The organism is Bacillus sp. LM 4-2 (assembly GCF_000978495.1).
Lineage (GTDB): Bacteria > Bacillota > Bacilli > Bacillales > Bacillaceae > Bacillus > Bacillus subtilis.
In genome coordinates, this window is sequence record NZ_CP011101.1 from 2,987,125 (window position 1) to 3,002,015 (window position 14,891).

Annotated in this window: 21 protein-coding genes; 8 read left to right on the forward strand and 13 right to left on the reverse strand. The window is 44.4% G+C overall.

Features of this window, described 5'->3' with window-relative positions:
• Window positions 1-31: 31 nt before the first annotated feature.
• Together bslm_RS14830 and bslm_RS14835 are read right to left on the reverse strand one after the other, a co-directional pair.
• Complete coding sequence (locus bslm_RS14830) at window positions 32-274, reverse strand: DUF2584 domain-containing protein (RefSeq protein WP_004398611.1); 243 nt, start codon at window positions 272-274, stop codon at window positions 32-34.
• Window positions 275-325: 51 nt separating this feature from the next.
• On the reverse strand, window positions 326-1,099 hold the full coding sequence (locus tag bslm_RS14835; RefSeq protein ID WP_003246204.1) for an alpha/beta hydrolase family protein: 774 nt from the start codon (window positions 1,097-1,099) through the stop codon (window positions 326-328).
• A gap of 150 nt (window positions 1,100-1,249) precedes the next feature.
• Between bslm_RS14835 and bslm_RS14840 the strand changes: the two genes are divergently transcribed.
• Genes bslm_RS14840 through bslm_RS14850 form a run of 3 tightly spaced genes read left to right on the forward strand, consistent with a single transcriptional unit; the run spans window position 1,250 to window position 3,836 of the window.
• Window positions 1,250-2,254, forward strand: coding sequence for an ABC transporter substrate-binding protein (locus bslm_RS14840; RefSeq protein ID WP_003245977.1), 1,005 nt, complete (start codon window positions 1,250-1,252; stop codon window positions 2,252-2,254).
• A gap of 12 nt (window positions 2,255-2,266) precedes the next feature.
• The gene (locus bslm_RS14845; protein ID WP_003229092.1) at window positions 2,267-3,049 is read left to right on the forward strand and encodes an ABC transporter ATP-binding protein; all 783 of its coding nucleotides are present in this window, start codon (window positions 2,267-2,269) and stop codon (window positions 3,047-3,049) included.
• Window positions 3,024-3,836, forward strand: coding sequence for an ABC transporter permease (locus bslm_RS14850; RefSeq protein WP_003229090.1), 813 nt, complete (start codon window positions 3,024-3,026; stop codon window positions 3,834-3,836). The genes bslm_RS14845 and bslm_RS14850 overlap by 26 nt, the downstream gene beginning before the upstream one ends.
• Before the next feature lie 26 nt (window positions 3,837-3,862).
• On the opposite strand, the gene ytkD is transcribed toward bslm_RS14850, so the two are convergent.
• From ytkD to bslm_RS14865, 3 genes are all read right to left on the reverse strand, one after another.
• Window positions 3,863-4,339 (reverse strand): RNA deprotection pyrophosphohydrolase, encoded by a 477-nt coding sequence (ytkD, locus tag bslm_RS14855; protein ID WP_003229087.1) that lies wholly within the window; start codon window positions 4,337-4,339, stop codon window positions 3,863-3,865.
• Window positions 4,340-4,547: 208 nt separating this feature from the next.
• On the reverse strand, window positions 4,548-4,952 hold the full coding sequence (locus tag bslm_RS14860; RefSeq protein WP_003229085.1) for a phage holin family protein: 405 nt from the start codon (window positions 4,950-4,952) through the stop codon (window positions 4,548-4,550).
• Window positions 4,953-5,117: 165 nt separating this feature from the next.
• Window positions 5,118-5,555, reverse strand: coding sequence for a Dps family protein (locus tag bslm_RS14865; RefSeq protein ID WP_003229083.1), 438 nt, complete (start codon window positions 5,553-5,555; stop codon window positions 5,118-5,120).
• Between the two features lie 128 nt (window positions 5,556-5,683).
• Between bslm_RS14865 and ytzI the strand changes: the two genes are divergently transcribed.
• Entirely contained in the window at window positions 5,684-5,824 is a 141-nt protein-coding gene (ytzI, locus tag bslm_RS21005) for a YtzI protein (protein WP_003229081.1), read from the forward strand.
• Here ytzI and bslm_RS14875 read toward each other — a convergent pair.
• Entirely contained in the window at window positions 5,818-6,255 is a 438-nt protein-coding gene (locus bslm_RS14875) for a FixH family protein (protein WP_014480629.1), read from the reverse strand. The two genes, ytzI and bslm_RS14875, sit on opposite strands and share 7 nt — an antisense overlap.
• A 119-nt stretch (window positions 6,256-6,374) precedes the next feature.
• Window positions 6,375-6,848: an S-ribosylhomocysteine lyase gene (locus bslm_RS14880; RefSeq protein WP_003219361.1), complete on the reverse strand. Its 474-nt coding sequence runs from the start codon at window positions 6,846-6,848 to the stop codon at window positions 6,375-6,377.
• 127 nt (window positions 6,849-6,975) lie between these two features.
• Between bslm_RS14880 and yidD the strand changes: the two genes are divergently transcribed.
• Entirely contained in the window at window positions 6,976-7,203 is a 228-nt protein-coding gene (gene yidD / locus bslm_RS14885; RefSeq protein ID WP_003229076.1) for a membrane protein insertion efficiency factor YidD, read from the forward strand.
• Here the strand turns inward: yidD and bslm_RS14890 are convergent.
• Window positions 7,200-7,763, reverse strand: coding sequence for a beta-class carbonic anhydrase (locus bslm_RS14890; protein ID WP_003229074.1), 564 nt, complete (start codon window positions 7,761-7,763; stop codon window positions 7,200-7,202). The genes yidD and bslm_RS14890 overlap by 4 nt on opposite strands.
• 93 nt (window positions 7,764-7,856) lie before the next feature.
• Window positions 7,857-8,105, reverse strand: a complete 249-nt coding sequence (locus bslm_RS14895; protein WP_003219346.1) for a type B 50S ribosomal protein L31 — start codon at window positions 8,103-8,105, stop codon at window positions 7,857-7,859.
• Window positions 8,106-8,310: 205 nt separating this feature from the next.
• On the opposite strand from bslm_RS14895, the gene bslm_RS14900 reads away from it, so the two are divergent.
• The 3 genes from bslm_RS14900 to bslm_RS21010 are packed head-to-tail and all read left to right on the forward strand — an operon-like array spanning window position 8,311 to window position 10,938.
• Window positions 8,311-9,642 carry a cytochrome ubiquinol oxidase subunit I gene (locus bslm_RS14900; protein ID WP_003229073.1) on the forward strand — a complete coding sequence of 444 codons (1,332 nt, stop codon included), beginning with the start codon at window positions 8,311-8,313 and terminating at the stop codon, window positions 9,640-9,642.
• Between the two features lie 43 nt (window positions 9,643-9,685).
• Window positions 9,686-10,726, forward strand: coding sequence for a cytochrome d ubiquinol oxidase subunit II (locus bslm_RS14905; protein ID WP_046381291.1), 1,041 nt, complete (start codon window positions 9,686-9,688; stop codon window positions 10,724-10,726).
• A gap of 53 nt (window positions 10,727-10,779) precedes the next feature.
• Window positions 10,780-10,938: a DUF1540 domain-containing protein gene (locus bslm_RS21010; RefSeq protein WP_003229069.1), complete on the forward strand. Its 159-nt coding sequence runs from the start codon at window positions 10,780-10,782 to the stop codon at window positions 10,936-10,938.
• Between the two features lie 18 nt (window positions 10,939-10,956).
• Here the strand turns inward: bslm_RS21010 and mntD are convergent, their stop codons facing one another.
• Genes mntD through mntA form a run of 4 tightly spaced genes read right to left on the reverse strand, consistent with a single transcriptional unit; the run spans window position 10,957 to window position 14,838 of the window.
• Entirely contained in the window at window positions 10,957-11,844 is an 888-nt protein-coding gene (mntD, locus tag bslm_RS14910; protein ID WP_003229067.1) for a manganese ABC transporter permease MntD, read from the reverse strand.
• Window positions 11,834-13,141: a manganese ABC transporter permease MntC gene (mntC, locus tag bslm_RS14915; RefSeq protein WP_046381292.1), complete on the reverse strand. Its 1,308-nt coding sequence runs from the start codon at window positions 13,139-13,141 to the stop codon at window positions 11,834-11,836. The genes mntD and mntC overlap by 11 nt, the downstream gene beginning before the upstream one ends.
• A gap of 5 nt (window positions 13,142-13,146) precedes the next feature.
• Window positions 13,147-13,899, reverse strand: a complete 753-nt coding sequence (gene mntB, locus bslm_RS14920) for a manganese ABC transporter ATP-binding protein MntB (RefSeq protein ID WP_004398644.1) — start codon at window positions 13,897-13,899, stop codon at window positions 13,147-13,149.
• 18 nt (window positions 13,900-13,917) lie between these two features.
• Window positions 13,918-14,838, reverse strand: a complete 921-nt coding sequence (mntA, locus tag bslm_RS14925; RefSeq protein ID WP_003229060.1) for a manganese ABC transporter substrate-binding protein/adhesin MntA — start codon at window positions 14,836-14,838, stop codon at window positions 13,918-13,920.
• Window positions 14,839-14,891 lie beyond the last annotated feature (53 nt).

Below are 14,891 nucleotides of genomic sequence, written 5' to 3' on the forward strand. Positions count from 1 at the left end.
AAGCCAAGAGCAATTATGCTCTTGGCTTGTTTTAATTGACGGAATGCAAAGAAGTCAGCTTGTATGTAATGATGGTCCGGCCTTCTTCCCATTGAAGCTTCTGCACTTCAGCTGTGCCTGACTTTTCGCCAAACTTTGTTTTGCGTACATCCATTGGAATCTCCATCGGATATACTCGGTATCCGTCCTTCTCTAACGTGAATATATTTTCATCTATGCGAACTTCTTTTCCTTTTGTCACAATCAGTGTATTAAATTCAACAGGCATTCCCAAAGTGAAATCCCCTTTCGTTCTCTTTTTTCTTTATCATAACATATTTCACTGTCAGCGGTTTTTCATCCATTGTGTGAGCTGCCGCACGATACGCCGGTTTTCTTTTGGCGGGAAATAATGTGTGAATGTACTGTAGTACCATGTTTCCACCGGCTTATGCAGTTGTTTTAGCTTCTCTTCTAATAAATAGGAATGCTGAATCGAAACATTTTGGTCTTTTTCTCCATGGATTAACAGCACGGGAGCCTGAATTTTGTTTACTTGGTCAAACGGTGTCCTCCATTGATATTCCTCAGGCACCTTTTTCGGTGTTCCGCCGATGACTCTTTTCATCATTCGCCGCAAATCCTGCCGCTCCTCGTATGTAAGAATCATATCACTGACGCCTCCCCAGGAAACAAATGAAGCTGCCTGCCCGCCCATTTCGATCGCAGTGAGCATTCCCATAATTCCGCCGCGGGAAAAACCGAAGATATGGATTCTATCCTTCTTGACATTTGGGTGCTGCTGAAGCAGGCGAAAAGCAGAAAATGCATCCTCCCTGTCTTCTCCGGCAAAATCCTCATTGCCTTCTCCTCCTTGATTGCCTCTGTAAAAAGGAGCAAACACCACAAACCCTTGGGATGCAAACTGGATAATCCGGCCCGGCCGAACCATGCCCACGCTTTTAATCCCGCCGCGCAAATATAAAAATCCGTCATATTGTCCCGGTTCCGCCGGCTCAGCCAGAAGCCCCTTAACCCGTAATCCATTTGACAGATAGCAGATCGTATACAAACGCACATGCTGGCTTGGCGACGGAAATCTTCTTTTCTCTACAATCAAAACAGCCGCCTCCTTTTTTCTATATGCTTTCCTTACTCCAAAATTACATCCGGAGAACCTGGTTAGGCATTCACACATTTTTATACCCATCATACGATATGTAAAGCAAAAAAGGATATTAACTTGATGCGAAATAAGGAGGTTGTCTATGTGAACAGATGGTTAAGGCTGGGCTTCGCCTGTGTCGGCAGTATCTTTCTGATGTTCGCCCTGGCGGCTTGCAAGCAGGAAGAAACGCTCACCAAAGTCAAAGTAGCTGAAGTGACCCATTCAATTTTTTACGCACCTTTATATGTTGCTGAGTCTAAAGGTTTTTTTAAGGAAGAAGGGCTTGATGTCGATGTGAATACGACCTGGGGCGGAGATAAAACGATGACATCGCTTCTTTCCAACGGCTCCGACATCGCGCTTGTCGGGTCAGAAACATCTATTTATGTCGAAGCGCAAGGGGCTAAAGATCCCGTCATTAATTTCGCCCAGCTGACTCAGACAGACGGAACGTTTCTTGTCGCGAGAGAAGATGTTGAACACTTCGACTGGGATCAGCTGAAAGGAAAAACGTTTCTCGGTCAGCGAAAAGGCGGCATGCCGCAAATGGTCGGCGAGTATGTACTGAACAAACATAAGATTGACCCGCATAAGGATATAGACCTCATCCAGAACATAGACTTCGCCAATATTGCCAATGCGTTTGCTTCTGGAACCGGTGAGTATGTACAGCTCTTTGAACCGCAGGCTTCTCTCTTTGAGAAAAAAGGCATCGGCCATATCGTGGCTTCATTCGGAGAAGAATCAGGAGAGGTTCCTTATACGACTTTTATGGCGAAACAAAGCTATTTGAAGAAAAATGAAGACACAGCCGTCAAGTTTACAAAAGCCATTTATAAGGCGCAGCAGTGGGTTGAAAATCATTCTGCGAAGGACATCACAGATGCCATTAAAGATGAATTTGATGATACCGACCCAGACGTCATCGAAACATCCATTGAACGCTATAAAAAACAGCATTCATATTCACCAGACCCTCTGCTTAACGAAAAAGAATGGGAGCTTCTCCAAACCATTATGGATAAATCGGGAGAACTGCCGAAGCACATTCCATACAATCAGCTTGTAAATAAAGAAATTGCTGAAAAAGTCACCTCGGAGAAATAGGAGGCGCCATCTATGTCTTTCTTACATGTCGACCATGTAACCCATACTTATTTTTCTATTAAAGAAAAAACAACGGCTGTGCGGGATATTCATTTCGATGCCGAAAAAGGCGATTTCATCTCATTTCTCGGCCCAAGCGGCTGCGGAAAAACAACATTGCTTTCCATTATTGCCGGTTTGATTGAGCCATCAGAAGGCAGAGTTCTGATTGAAGGCCGTGAGCCGAATCAAAAAGAACATAATATTGGCTATATGCTTCAGCAGGATTACTTATTTCCCTGGAAATCTATCGAGGAAAATGTGCTTCTCGGTTTAAAAATCGCCGACACGCTGACAGAAGAAAGCAAAGCCGCTGCACTCGGTCTATTGCCGGAGTTCGGCCTCATAGATGTGGAGAAAAAATATCCGAAAGAACTGTCAGGCGGGATGCGCCAGCGGGCTGCGCTTGCAAGAACACTTGCGCCTAACCCTAGTCTGCTTTTGCTGGATGAGCCATTTTCCGCGCTTGATTTTCAGACAAAGCTGTCTTTGGAAAACCTGGTATTCCGCACATTAAAGGAATATCAAAAAACAGCAGTGCTTGTCACTCATGATATAGGGGAAGCGATAGCGATGAGCGATACGATCTTTTTATTTTCAAATCAGCCGGGCACCATCCATCAGATTTTTACCATTCCTAAGGAATTGGCCGCGATGTTGCCTTTTGACGCCCGTCAGGAACCTTCCTTCCAGACACTGTTTCAAACGATATGGAAGGAGCTGAATTCTCTTGAGAAACAGCAAAGAAACCATTGATCTGCTTCACGAGCAGTATCAATTCAAACAGAAAAAGGAAAAGTGGAAGGTCCATTCCTTTCAGCTTGCCATATTTATTCTCTTTTTCTCGGGCTGGGAAATCTCCAGCAGGCAGGGCTGGATCGATCCGCTGATCTTCAGCTCTCCATCAGCTGTGTGGCGATTATTGCTGGAGAAACTTGGTGACGGTTCTTTACTGTCACACATCGGCGTCACTTTATTTGAAACGGTGCTTGGCTTTTTGCTCGGGACGTTTATGGGCACGTGCCTAGCCGCTTTGTTATGGTGGTCTAACCGACTTGCCAGAATTTTAGATCCGTATCTTGTGATTTTGAACGCAATGCCGAAAGTGGCCCTGGGCCCGATCCTGATTGTCGCGCTCGGTCCCAGTTTTATCAGCATCATTGCGATGGGAGCCATCATCAGCGTCATTATCACAACCATCGTTGTCTACACCGCCTTCCAAGAGGTCGACGAAAACTATACGAAAGTCATGAAAACATTCGGCGCAAAAAAGTGGGTTATTTTTAAAGAAGTCATACTGCCTGCATCCTCCCCCGCGATTATTTCAACACTAAAAGTGAACGTCGGTTTATCATGGGTTGGCGTTATTGTAGGGGAATTCCTCGTTTCGAAGGTCGGATTAGGATATATGATTATTTACGGATTCCAAGTCTTCAATTTTACACTCGTCTTCTTAAGCCTGCTGATCATCGCCATCTTCGCCACTCTGATGTATCAGGGCGTCGAGCTGCTGGAAAAGAAATGGACGAAGGGGAGGACATAAAAAACCCGGCACATGTGCCGGGTTTTTTATTCAATCCATCCAGATTCTTTCAGTTTTTTCAAGCTGATCGGAAGAACGGAATCCTTCATAATAAAGCTGAATTTTTTATTGCGGGAAAGGTTCTCCGGCAGCTCGTGAAACAAAACCGGGCCTTTCGTTTCAAAGTAATCAGCCTGCTTTTCAAGCTTTTCTATATCTGCAAAATATATATTTTTTACAATCACTTTTTCTTTTCCGAGAACTTTATACTGTCCGAGATACTTGAGGCTTTTGACTCTCGCGCCCGTCTCTTCCTTTACTTCCCGGAGCGCAGCCTCTTCTGCGCACTCCATCGGCTCTACTTTCCCGCCTGGAAACTCATAGCCTCTGTCCTCATGTTCTGTTAAAAGCCATTTGCCGCCAAAACGGCAAATCACCCAGACATGCTTCGGGCTGTCCGAGAAAGGCTGATCGTCAAAGGAAAGCTGAACAGTATTCTGATAATAATCTTTAAACTCGTACATGTTTATCCCTCAAATCCGTTCCTAGCTATCTTCCATACATCATACCACAGTTACGTTTCTTCGGAAGCCTTTTATCAAAAAATAAGGGAAACCCAGCACGCCGTCAGGTTCTGCATGCAGACTAGCTCGTACAGTTTTTTTGCGATACTTTTGCCGGAAAGTGCGACCGACGCTCTGGGCTTTATTATGACCCGCGAACAGGGAAAAGTTACGGTTTGCGCTTAAATTTATTTTTTAACGTTTCTAAAAGATCGACAAGCATCTGAGGAACCGGTATGCCAAGAGAACTGGCTGTCACAACAATTTGCACAGATTCATAAAGAATATAAAACATAATAGCCAAGTCACGAATTGATCCCTGTGTATTCAGCAGCTGATCAAAAAAGTGGCATACAGAGATCAGAGCCAGCGTGACTAATTTTTTGACAAGCCGGGCAAATACCTTTTTAAATGACAGTTTGTGAATAATGGTTTCCTTCAAAGTCGTACTGATAAATTCAATTGCCATAAGAGAGAGCAAAATCAGAAATGAATACTGAAAACCTCCAAAGAAAAAACCCGCTGCTGAAACGCTGACTGCTAAAAACGAAAAGATGCCAAAGTCTCTATCCATTTATCCCAACATCCTTTCACAGAAACGGCCTTACAATATTCTATGGTAAACAAGCCGAACGGATTGGATTTTTCAGAAAAATGGACTGGTTGTCGCCTATTTTTAAGATACAAAAAGAAAAGCCGGACGTCTTTTTTAAGACATCCGGCCGTTCTATTTTTGAACTTAACCTAGGTAAGCTTTTAGCATCCAGTTATGTTTTTCAATATTTTGATGGATCGCAAGAAGCATGTCCCCTGTTGTTTCGTCACCGACTTCATCAGCTAAATCCATGCCGTTTTTCAGCTCTTCCGCGATGACTGTGAAATCATCATATACGCTTTGAACCATTTGTTCAGCTGTTTCATTTCCAGCAGCTTCTTTGACAGAAGCCGTTTCTAAGGATTCCTTCATTGTTGCAATCGGTTTTCCGTTCAGCGCCAAAAGACGTTCTGCTAAGTCATCAATATAAGTTGCTGTTTCGTTGTACAGCTCCTCAAACTTTTCATGAAGAGTGAAGAAATCTTTCCCTTTCACATACCAGTGATAATTATGTAGTTTCACATACATGACTGTCCAGTTGGCTACTTGTTTGTTCACTGCTTGAATCAATTGTTCTGACATGGTATCTCCTCCTTGTTATATGACTATGTATACCCTTAATATCGTACGCTAAAACCTCTTTTTTACCCTTATCTGTCACGATTTCTTCTATTATGCTACAATTGTTAAAAAACGGGAGGTGGAATGTCATGACGCTTCTCATTACGATAAGTATTTTGATTGTGCTGGCTGTTTTGCTTGTAACCATTTGGACGACTGTAAAAGCCTATAATGTAAAGCATACCATTGATCCACCACAAGAAAATCACTCTGATTCACACAATCAATGATGATGTGAATGCTCCTCTTCTGACTGATTGCTGGCAGCATCGGCGTCTCCGACTTGGACTTTTAAGGTCGGCATGCTATGCTGTTTTTTTGCTGTGACATGAGATTGGACAGTGTATACACCATCTTCCTTAAACGTCGTTTCCAATCGGTATACGCCTTTTTCTTGTTTCGCCTTAAACATTTGGCTTGCGTCTTTTTCCCCTTCTTTCCATACTTCAAACTCTACTTCATCGGCATCCGTCACAGCTTCATCACCATATGATACGGCTGCTTCATAAGCAGCGCTTTCTCCGGGATTTACTTTTTCAGGCCCGGTCAGCTTGACATCCAAAACCTCGGGCGTCTCAGCTGTATTTGCTTTGCTTTCACCAGATCCGCATCCATTAAGCAAAAAAGCAGAAAAAAGCAGAACAACCAACATCTTTTTCATGCCATCACCCTTTCATCGTTTACTTAAATAGTAGCAAACGCTTACAGCAAATGGTACACAAAATATGAGACGTCACAAAAAAGACCTTTTTGCTTAAGCGCAAAAAGGTCCTTTCTATTTTAGCCAAATACTTTTAACAATTCTTCTTTATCCTGTGAAAGCCAGAAACGCATTAAACGTTTAGCACCTTCCAGATCATGAAGCTTCGCTTGGCCGCACTGCTTTTCATTCGCAGCTGGTATTTCTGTAATCTCTACCGCTTCCTTCATTGTGTCTTCAAGCAGATCAACGATTTCCGCTGATGTCGGCTCTCCGCTCACAACTAGATAATAGCCTGTCTGGCAGCCCATTGGAGAAATATCAATGATATCAAAATGATCGTATTTCTCAGCATGAGAACGAATCGTAAACGCGAGCAAATGCTCGAGTGTGTGAATGGTGTCAGGCTTCATCGCCTGTTTATTTGGCTGGCAAAAACGAATGTCAAATTTATTTACAACGCCGTCTGTTCCTACTTTATGCACGCCGCAATGTCTTACATATGGAGCAACAACCGCATTATGATCAAGCTCAAAACTTTCTACTGAAGGCATAATGGCACTCTCCCTTTTTTAAAAATGTAATTTCATTATAACATACTTTTCCGATAAGAATTATTGATTAACTTTTCAATCTGTGTTTTTTTTCTTATACTTGCATCAGAAAGGTTGCTGAAGAAACATGAAAACCCTATTCATCGCTCTGATCAGAGGATATCAAAAATTCATCTCGCCCCTGACACCGCCAACGTGCCGCTTTTATCCGACCTGTTCCCAATATGGAATCGAAGCGATTAAAACACATGGCGCTTTAAAAGGCGGATGGCTGACAATCAAACGGATTTTGAAATGCCACCCGTTCCATCCGGGAGGAGTCGATCCCGTTCCTGAAAAGAAACAAAAACATTAATTGTTATAACCGTTTACGATAAGATCCAGTTTTCCGGTTTTAGGATCAATGACTAAGCCATGGACCGGAACGTTTTCAGGGAACAGCGGGTGATGTTTAATAACGTCTACGCTGTCTTTCACACTCGCTTCCACTGAATCAAAGCTTTTAAACCATTGATCAAAGTCTACACCGGAGTACTTTATTGTTTCGATGCGTTCTTCCGGAATCCCTCTTGCTTTGATTTTTTCAAGCATGCTTTTGCTGCTGATTTTGCTCATGCCGCAATCGTGATGCCCGATCACACACACCTCATCTGCATTCAGCTCGTACACTGCGACGAGTATACTTCTCATGATGCTTCCGAATGGGTGTGTCACAAGCGCACCGGCACTTTTAATGATTTTCACATCACCGTTTCGCAAATTCATCGCATGCGGCAGCAGTTCAACCAGACGAGTATCCATGCAAGAAAGAATCGCCATTTTTTTATCTGGAAATTTTGATGTTTGATACTTTTCATACTCTCTTTGTTCAGTAAATGTCTTGTTAAATTCGAGAATATCATTTAGAAGACTCATGTTCGTTGTCCCTTTCTATTCTTTTTACTCTTCAATATATCACAACCCTTGTTTATTCGTCATAATAAAAAAAGACAAACCCTCAGGCCTGCCTTATTTCCCCATGTTATAGCGTTTTTTGAACTGCTCAACTCGTCCGCCTTTTTCATTGAATTTCTGGCGGCCTGTATAAAACGGATGCGTGTCAGAGCTTACCTCTACTTTAATGACAGGATATGTGTTTCCGTCTTCCCACTCTGCTGTTTCATTAGATGTTTTCGTAGAGGTGCTGAGAAAACGGTAGCCGCTGTTGACATCCTGAAATATCACTTTGTGGTTCTTCGGATGAATTCCTTCTTTCATGTGAATCTCCTTTCAATAAATCGTAATAATTACGTTTTATTTTATAACCTTACAAACGTTTTGTCAATCTTCTTATATCCTTCCCTCTGTTTTCACATCGTAAACCTCATGGCATTTAAGAATAGGAAGAATAATCTAACCGAGGAAGCAAATAATAAACCCAAAATACATACAGAACGTCTTTTTAGAAAGGTGGTTTACGATTGTGGATGATTTAGTTTTGGCCAGAAGCCTCTTTGGCACGACAATGGGCTTTCATATTATTTTCGCAACGCTTGGAGTCGGTCTCCCGCTCATGATTTTAGTGGCGGAATTGATCTATCAAAAAACGAAAGATGACCATTATGCGATCATGGCGAAAAGATGGACGAAAGCTCAAGCCGTTTTGCTGGGGGTCGCCATTCCGACCGGAACGATCGCGGGCACCCAGCTCGCGCTTTTATGGCCGGGATTTATGGAAGTCATCGGCCGGGTGATGTCCCTGCCGTTTCAAATTGAAATCTATGCTTTTTTTGTTGAAGCCCTATTCATGTCGATTTATGTATACGCTGCAGACCGTTTGTCACCTGCAATGAGGATTGTTGCTGTTTTCTTTGTGTTAGTCGGGGCAGCAGCATCCGCTGTTCTGATCACGAATGTTCACGCTTTTGAAGGTACGCCCGCCGGTTTTAAAATTTTAAACGGAAAAATTACAGATGTTGACCCGTGGGCTGCGTTTTTTAATCCTAGCTTTTTTATCACTGCCGGCCATGTCGTGCTGTCCGCGTTTATGACCGGTGCGTTTATCGTGGCTTCTGTTGCGGCGTATAAAATGATCCGAACGAGGAAAAAGGAAAAGGTCTATCGCTTTCACCGGAAAGCCCTTTTGCTCGCACTGACGATCGGCGGTATTTTTTCATTGCTGACCGCTTTGAACGGACACGAATCTGCACAGATGCTGTACGAATACCAGCCCGAAAAATTAGCCGGTGCGGAAGGCCTATTTGAAACAAGATCCCACGCCCCGCTCGCTATCGGCGGTTTTACCGACCCGAATGAAGAAAAAGTAAAATGGGCAATCGAGATTCCATGGGCTTTAAGCTTTTTGGCAGCGAACCGTTTTGACACTGTTGTAAAAGGATTAAATGCATTTCCGAGAGATGAATGGCCGCCGCTTTTCATTCACACGCTGTTTAATGCGATGGTCGGTGTAGGCATGCTGCTTATTCTTTATTCTATTATTGGTGTGGTCTGGAGAAAGGTGCTCAAGAAAGACCGTTTCCCAACGTGGCTTTTGGTCATTTTCATGACAGCAGGCCCTTTTAGTCTCATCGGCATTGAATTCGGCTGGATTTTCGCATGTACGGGGAGGCAGCCTTGGGTCATCTATCATTTGCTGAAAACGTCAGATGTCGTAACAACCACTGGCTCGATCGGGGTGCTGTTCTTATTTTTCACATTTGTTTATGCCGTGTTAGGCGCAGCTGTCGTCTACGTGCTGCTGTATTATTTCCGCAAGCACCCGGTTGACGAAGATTTAAATACAGCGGAGTCGTAATGGCTCCGCAAACAGGAAACCAAATGGAAGGAAGATCGTACAAATGGAGATTTCAACTGACGCTCTGATCGCCATCTCAATTATCTGGGGCTTTGTGTTTATTTACGCCGTCATGGCGACAATGGATTTTGGAGCGGGATTTTGGTCTATGATCTATTTAAACAAGGAGCATATGAAGGCCACCGATATTGCGAATCGCTTTTTGTCCCCGACTTGGGAGGTCACAAACGTCTTTATTGTGGCCATCGTCGTGGCACTTTTCAGTTTTTTCCCCGGCGCGACATTTGTGCTCGGCACCGTTTTATTAATTCCCGGAAGCATGATTTTACTGCTTTTAGCGATTCGAAGCGGATTTCTCGTGTTTTCAAATACAGCAAAGGAGCGGAAAACGCTAAGATATATTTCCGGCATCTCCGGCTTTATCATTCCTGCTATTTTAATTTTGGTGCTTCCTGTGACACACGGAGGGTTTATAGAAAAAACGGATGGAATCTATAACTTAAATATGTCTAAAATCTTTTCAAGCCCCAACGCCTATTCATTTATCGGGTTTGCGATTTTAAGCACCTTATTTTTGTCCTCGCTGTTGCTTGCAGATTTTTCAAATGTGGCAGAGGAACAGGATGCGTACCGAGCCTACAGAAAAAGCGCCCTGATTACCGGCCCGATTTCACTGTTGTTTGCTGTATGCATTATGGTAACTATGCGGAATGAAGCAAACTGGCTGTACAGCGGAATGATGAATGATTTTTCTTGGATTATTGCATCGTTCATTACATTTGTCATTGCTGGAATCGCTCTTTTTCTGCCTAACAAAAGCTTTGGTCAAAACATCGGAAAACCGCGTCTCGCACTTGTTGCGATTGGGATACAGTATTTTCTCGCAAGCTACGCGTACGGGCGGGCGCATCTTCCGTATATGATTTATCCCGATGTGACAGTCATGTCAGGCTTCACAGAGCCAGCAACGTTCAGAGCGCTGTTTGCAACGTATATCGTTGCATTTATCATTCTATTTCCGGGCTTTTATTTCTTCTGGAAAATGTTTATGCGAGATAAACGCTATATCCGCCAGGAGGAATAGAGGGCAAGCCAGCCGGCTATACTAATCCAGAACCTTTATAAGGAGGGGATGGCATGGAGCAGAAAATTCTATGTGAGGTCAACAACTGTTCTTATTGGGGCAAAGGTAACAAATGCACCGCTGATGCCATTTATGTTGTCAGCCATACTGGTGAAACGGCTGAAAACAGCCGGGAAACAGACTGCAAAACGTTTAAGCCGCATGATTTGTAATTAAAAGAAAGAGCTGCATCAGCCAGCTCTTTCTTTTTGCATGTTGAGTGTTCTCAGCTTTTTAGTTATGACCCCGTTTGCAGGTGAAAACAAAAAGGCGCTTGCATAACATACACCTGTCATGGCCGCCATCGCTCCTGAAATCGAAACATTAAGCCACGTTGCGAAGAAATAGCCCATGACCGCCGACAGCCCGCCAATCAACGCGCTGAGAATCAGCATATAAAGAAGCCGGTCTGTCAGCAAATGTGCCGCAGCCGGCGGAACAATCAGCATGGCCACAACCAATACGGCACCCACCGAATCAAAGGAAGCAACAGTCGTCAAGGACAGCATGCCCATTTGCACGTAATGAATGAGCAAAACCGGTATTCCCAAGGCTAAAGCCATTTGAGGATCAAACGAAGCGATTTTAAACTCCTTATAGCACACACTGATCAACACTACGTTTAAAACCAGAACAGATGCCAGCATCCAAAACGCTTTCGGCCCAATATCAACCCCGAATACCGTCACCGTATTCCACGGCACAAAAGCGATTTCTCCCATTAACGAGTGCTCAATATCGAGATGGACATTCGCTCCATACACAGAAAGCAAAATAACCCCGATTGCAAATAAGGATGTAAACACAACTCCTATGGCAGCATCTGATTGAACCCCCTTGCTATGAAGAAGCTGAACCAAGAAAGCCGTTAACAGACCGGTTGCGGCTGCGCCAATAAACATATAAATCCCATCGAGACTTCCCGTCACTAGAAAAGCGCCGACAATGCCAAGCAACACTGTATGACTGATTGCGTCGGCCAGCATCGCCATGCTTCTCAGTACAAGAAATGTGCCGATCAATCCGCAGCTTACACCGACTAATACACCGGTAGCTATAATCCATGCTTCAAAACTCATTCGCGATCTGTCCCTTCTCGGCATCATGAGACACTTTTCGAAGCTCAGGCATCCGTCCATACAGCTTTAAGAGTGAATAAAGCCGCTCTCTCGTTTCTCTCGGTAAACGGTCCGGGTCAAAGTAGTCCTGATCGGATTCTATATTGGCAAGTTCCATTTCATGCATGAGATACACTTCATACATCCGCTGCTTCAAAGCTGTGTGATAGCCTTTTTCTATCCCTTTGCTTGTGATTTGCCAAATCCCATTTTCGATACGCTCAATGCACCTCTCTTGTTCCAAGTCATTTAATGCCTTAAGGCATAATGAAGGGGATAGGCGTCTTTTCTTTCTTACACTTTCAACAGTTACACAAAGATTATTCTTTTCATACTGTTCATAAATCGCCAAAAGCACTTGCTCCCTGCTTGTTCTGCGCCGCAGCCTCATCAGCCTTATGGCTTTAGCAGCCAATCCCCGCTTAGGCGCGCAAATCATTGAAACAAGAAAGAGCAGCGTTGCAGATAAGATCATTAATGGCCCTGTCGCCATTCCCTTCATCGTGGTGCTAAGCAGGGTTCCGGCCGCGCCGCTGACCCCGCCTGTAATCCCGGCAATGACGATCATCCCGGTTAACCGTTCGGTCCAATATCTCGCGGTTATGGCAGGTGTAATCAGCATAGCCGCCATTAATATCACACCAACAGTCTGAAGCCCAATGACGACAGCACAGACAATCAGACAAGCCAAAAGCCCGTTTAAAAAACGCACCGGGATTCCTAATCCCTTTGCAAACGCGAGATCAAAAGTAATCAATGTAAATTCCTTAAAGAAAACAATACATAGGAGCAGTAGAACAGCGGATATCCCTGCAATAAGGATGATATCCTGCCTGACCAATGAAGCAGCCTGGCCGAATAAAAAAGAATCAAGCCCGCTTTGGCTTCCCGCCCCCTGTTGCTGAATATATGTCAGCAGAATGATCCCGACGCCAAAAAACACAGAAAGAACAATCCCGATCGCCGAGTCCTCCTTTGTTTTTGAAAGCCGAGGAATCAGCTGAATACAAAACGTTCCGAGCAGTCCGGCGAGCGCTGCCCCCAGCAAAAAGAAAGGCAGTGATTTTTGCCCGGTGAACAGAAAAGCGAGACACACTCCCGGCAGAGCTGAATGGGCCATCGCATCGCCGATTAAACTTTGCTTTCTCAGCAGCACAAAGCTGCCCAAAACACCGCTTGCCGTCCCGAGCAAAAGCGTACCGGCCAGCACCCACTGTGTATTCGGATGCTGAAGCTGCAGCCACAAACTTTCAAACATTGCGCTCACTCCTTATGTCCTTCTGCCAGCACTTTATCTTTTAAAAACGTAAGCCTTCCTCCATATGTTTTTTGCAGGTTTTCGATCGTAAAAACGTTTTCCGTCGGTCCGAAAGCGATTTTCCTTAAATGAAGCAGTAAGATCCAATCGAAATAATCCTCGGCGGTCTGCAGATCATGATGGACGACAAGCACGGTTTTTCCTTTTTCTTTGAGTTCTGCCAACAGCGTCATAATCGCGCGCTCCGTCGCTGCATCAACACCTGCAAACGGTTCATCCATAAAATAAATGTCAGCGTTCTGGCAGAGTGCCCGGGCAAGAAACACCCGCTGCTGCTGTCCGCCTGACAGCTGGCTGATTTGCCTTTTCGCATAATCATGCATCCCGACTTTTGTTAATGCGGCCTTCGCCATCTCCACATCCGCTTTCTTTGGCCTCTTTAATAAACCGATTCTCCCGTATCTTCCCATTAGGACGACATCGAGCGGGCTTGTGGGGAAATCCCAGTCAACCGAGCCGCGCTGCGGAACATATCCGATTCTGGTCCGCTGATCCTTATAGTCTTTGCCGTAAATAGAGATGTCTCCGGAAGCTCTGGGCACAAGACCGAGAATCGTTTTGATCAAGGTTGATTTTCCCGCGCCGTTTGGGCCGATAATGCCAATAAGTTTTCCTTCAGGCACCTGCAGCGAAATGTCCTGCAGTACAGGCTTTTTATGATAAGCAACCGTCACATTATCAAGCTCAACAGGGAACATATCCTCCACCTCTTTTCTTTATTTAAGCGCTTTAGTAATCGTGTTGATATTGTGGCGGAACATTCCTTCGTATGTGCCTTCTTTTGTGCCCTTTTCACCCATGGCATCCGAATAAAGCTGACCGCCGATTGTGACTGTATGGCCTTTTTCTTTAGCGCCTTCCACCACTGCATTGATTGATTTTTCAGATACACTGCTTTCTACGAACACAGCTTTTATTTGTTTTTCTGTCAGAAGATCAACCAGCTCCTGAACATCCCTTAATCCATAGTCCGAATCTGTGCTGAGTCCCTGCAGGCCTTTTACCTTAAATCCATACTCATTCCCAAAGTACGCAAACGCATCATGAGCAGTCACAAGCACACGGCTTTTCTCCGGAATATGTGCGATCTCCTTACGCGACCACTTATCTAAATATTGCAAATCTTCTTTGTACTCTTTGGCATTTTTCCGAAAGGCATCTGCGTGCTGAGGCATTGCTTTGCTGAATTGCGCTTCAATTTCATCCACCGCATAGATCCATAACGGAATGCTGAACCAGACGTGGGGATCAAACGTCTTGCCTTCCCCCGCGGGAATAAGCTTATTTTTCGGAATGGCCTCAGCTACTGCCGCCGATTGTTTTTGTTCGCCGATTTTTTGGAGGACATCCTCCATTTTCCCTTCCAAATGCAACCCGCTGTACAGAACAACATCGGCAGACATTAATTTTTTCGTGTCACCTTGGGAAGCTTTGTAAAGGTGCGGATCAACCCCCGGTCCCATTAAAGAGGTGACTTTTACATGCTTACCTCCGATGTTTTCTGCTGCATCGGCAATTTGAGATGTTGTCGCTGTCACTTGTAATTGCTGATCAGCGCTTTTTCCGGCTGAATCCGTTCCGCATCCCGTTAAAGCAAAGGTCGCAAAAAGTACTGCTGCCATCAGCCCTTGTCTCATATTTCTCCTCCTCTTTGCCATCAATGTCCGATTGTTTTATCTTATGTTGTCAG

Coding starts and splice junctions, on each gene's coding strand:
- bslm_RS14845 (WP_003229092.1), top strand. CDS start 2,267: ATGTCTTTCTTACATGTCGACCATGTAACCCATACTTATTTTTCTATT.
- ytkD (WP_003229087.1), bottom strand. CDS start 4,339: ATGTACGAGTTTAAAGATTATTATCAGAATACTGTTCAGCTTTCCTTT.
- bslm_RS14860 (WP_003229085.1), bottom strand. CDS start 4,952: ATGGATAGAGACTTTGGCATCTTTTCGTTTTTAGCAGTCAGCGTTTCA.
- bslm_RS14865 (WP_003229083.1), bottom strand. CDS start 5,555: ATGTCAGAACAATTGATTCAAGCAGTGAACAAACAAGTAGCCAACTGG.
- ytzI (WP_003229081.1), top strand. CDS start 5,684: ATGACGCTTCTCATTACGATAAGTATTTTGATTGTGCTGGCTGTTTTG.
- bslm_RS14875 (WP_014480629.1), bottom strand. CDS start 6,255: ATGAAAAAGATGTTGGTTGTTCTGCTTTTTTCTGCTTTTTTGCTTAAT.
- bslm_RS14880 (WP_003219361.1), bottom strand. CDS start 6,848: ATGCCTTCAGTAGAAAGTTTTGAGCTTGATCATAATGCGGTTGTTGCT.
- yidD (WP_003229076.1), top strand. CDS start 6,976: ATGAAAACCCTATTCATCGCTCTGATCAGAGGATATCAAAAATTCATC.
- bslm_RS14890 (WP_003229074.1), bottom strand. CDS start 7,763: ATGAGTCTTCTAAATGATATTCTCGAATTTAACAAGACATTTACTGAA.
- bslm_RS14895 (WP_003219346.1), bottom strand. CDS start 8,105: ATGAAAGAAGGAATTCATCCGAAGAACCACAAAGTGATATTTCAGGAT.
- bslm_RS14905 (WP_046381291.1), top strand. CDS start 9,686: ATGGAGATTTCAACTGACGCTCTGATCGCCATCTCAATTATCTGGGGC.
- bslm_RS21010 (WP_003229069.1), top strand. CDS start 10,780: ATGGAGCAGAAAATTCTATGTGAGGTCAACAACTGTTCTTATTGGGGC.
- mntD (WP_003229067.1), bottom strand. CDS start 11,844: ATGAGTTTTGAAGCATGGATTATAGCTACCGGTGTATTAGTCGGTGTA.
- mntC (WP_046381292.1), bottom strand. CDS start 13,141: ATGTTTGAAAGTTTGTGGCTGCAGCTTCAGCATCCGAATACACAGTGG.
- mntB (WP_004398644.1), bottom strand. CDS start 13,899: ATGTTCCCTGTTGAGCTTGATAATGTGACGGTTGCTTATCATAAAAAG.
- mntA (WP_003229060.1), bottom strand. CDS start 14,838: ATGAGACAAGGGCTGATGGCAGCAGTACTTTTTGCGACCTTTGCTTTA.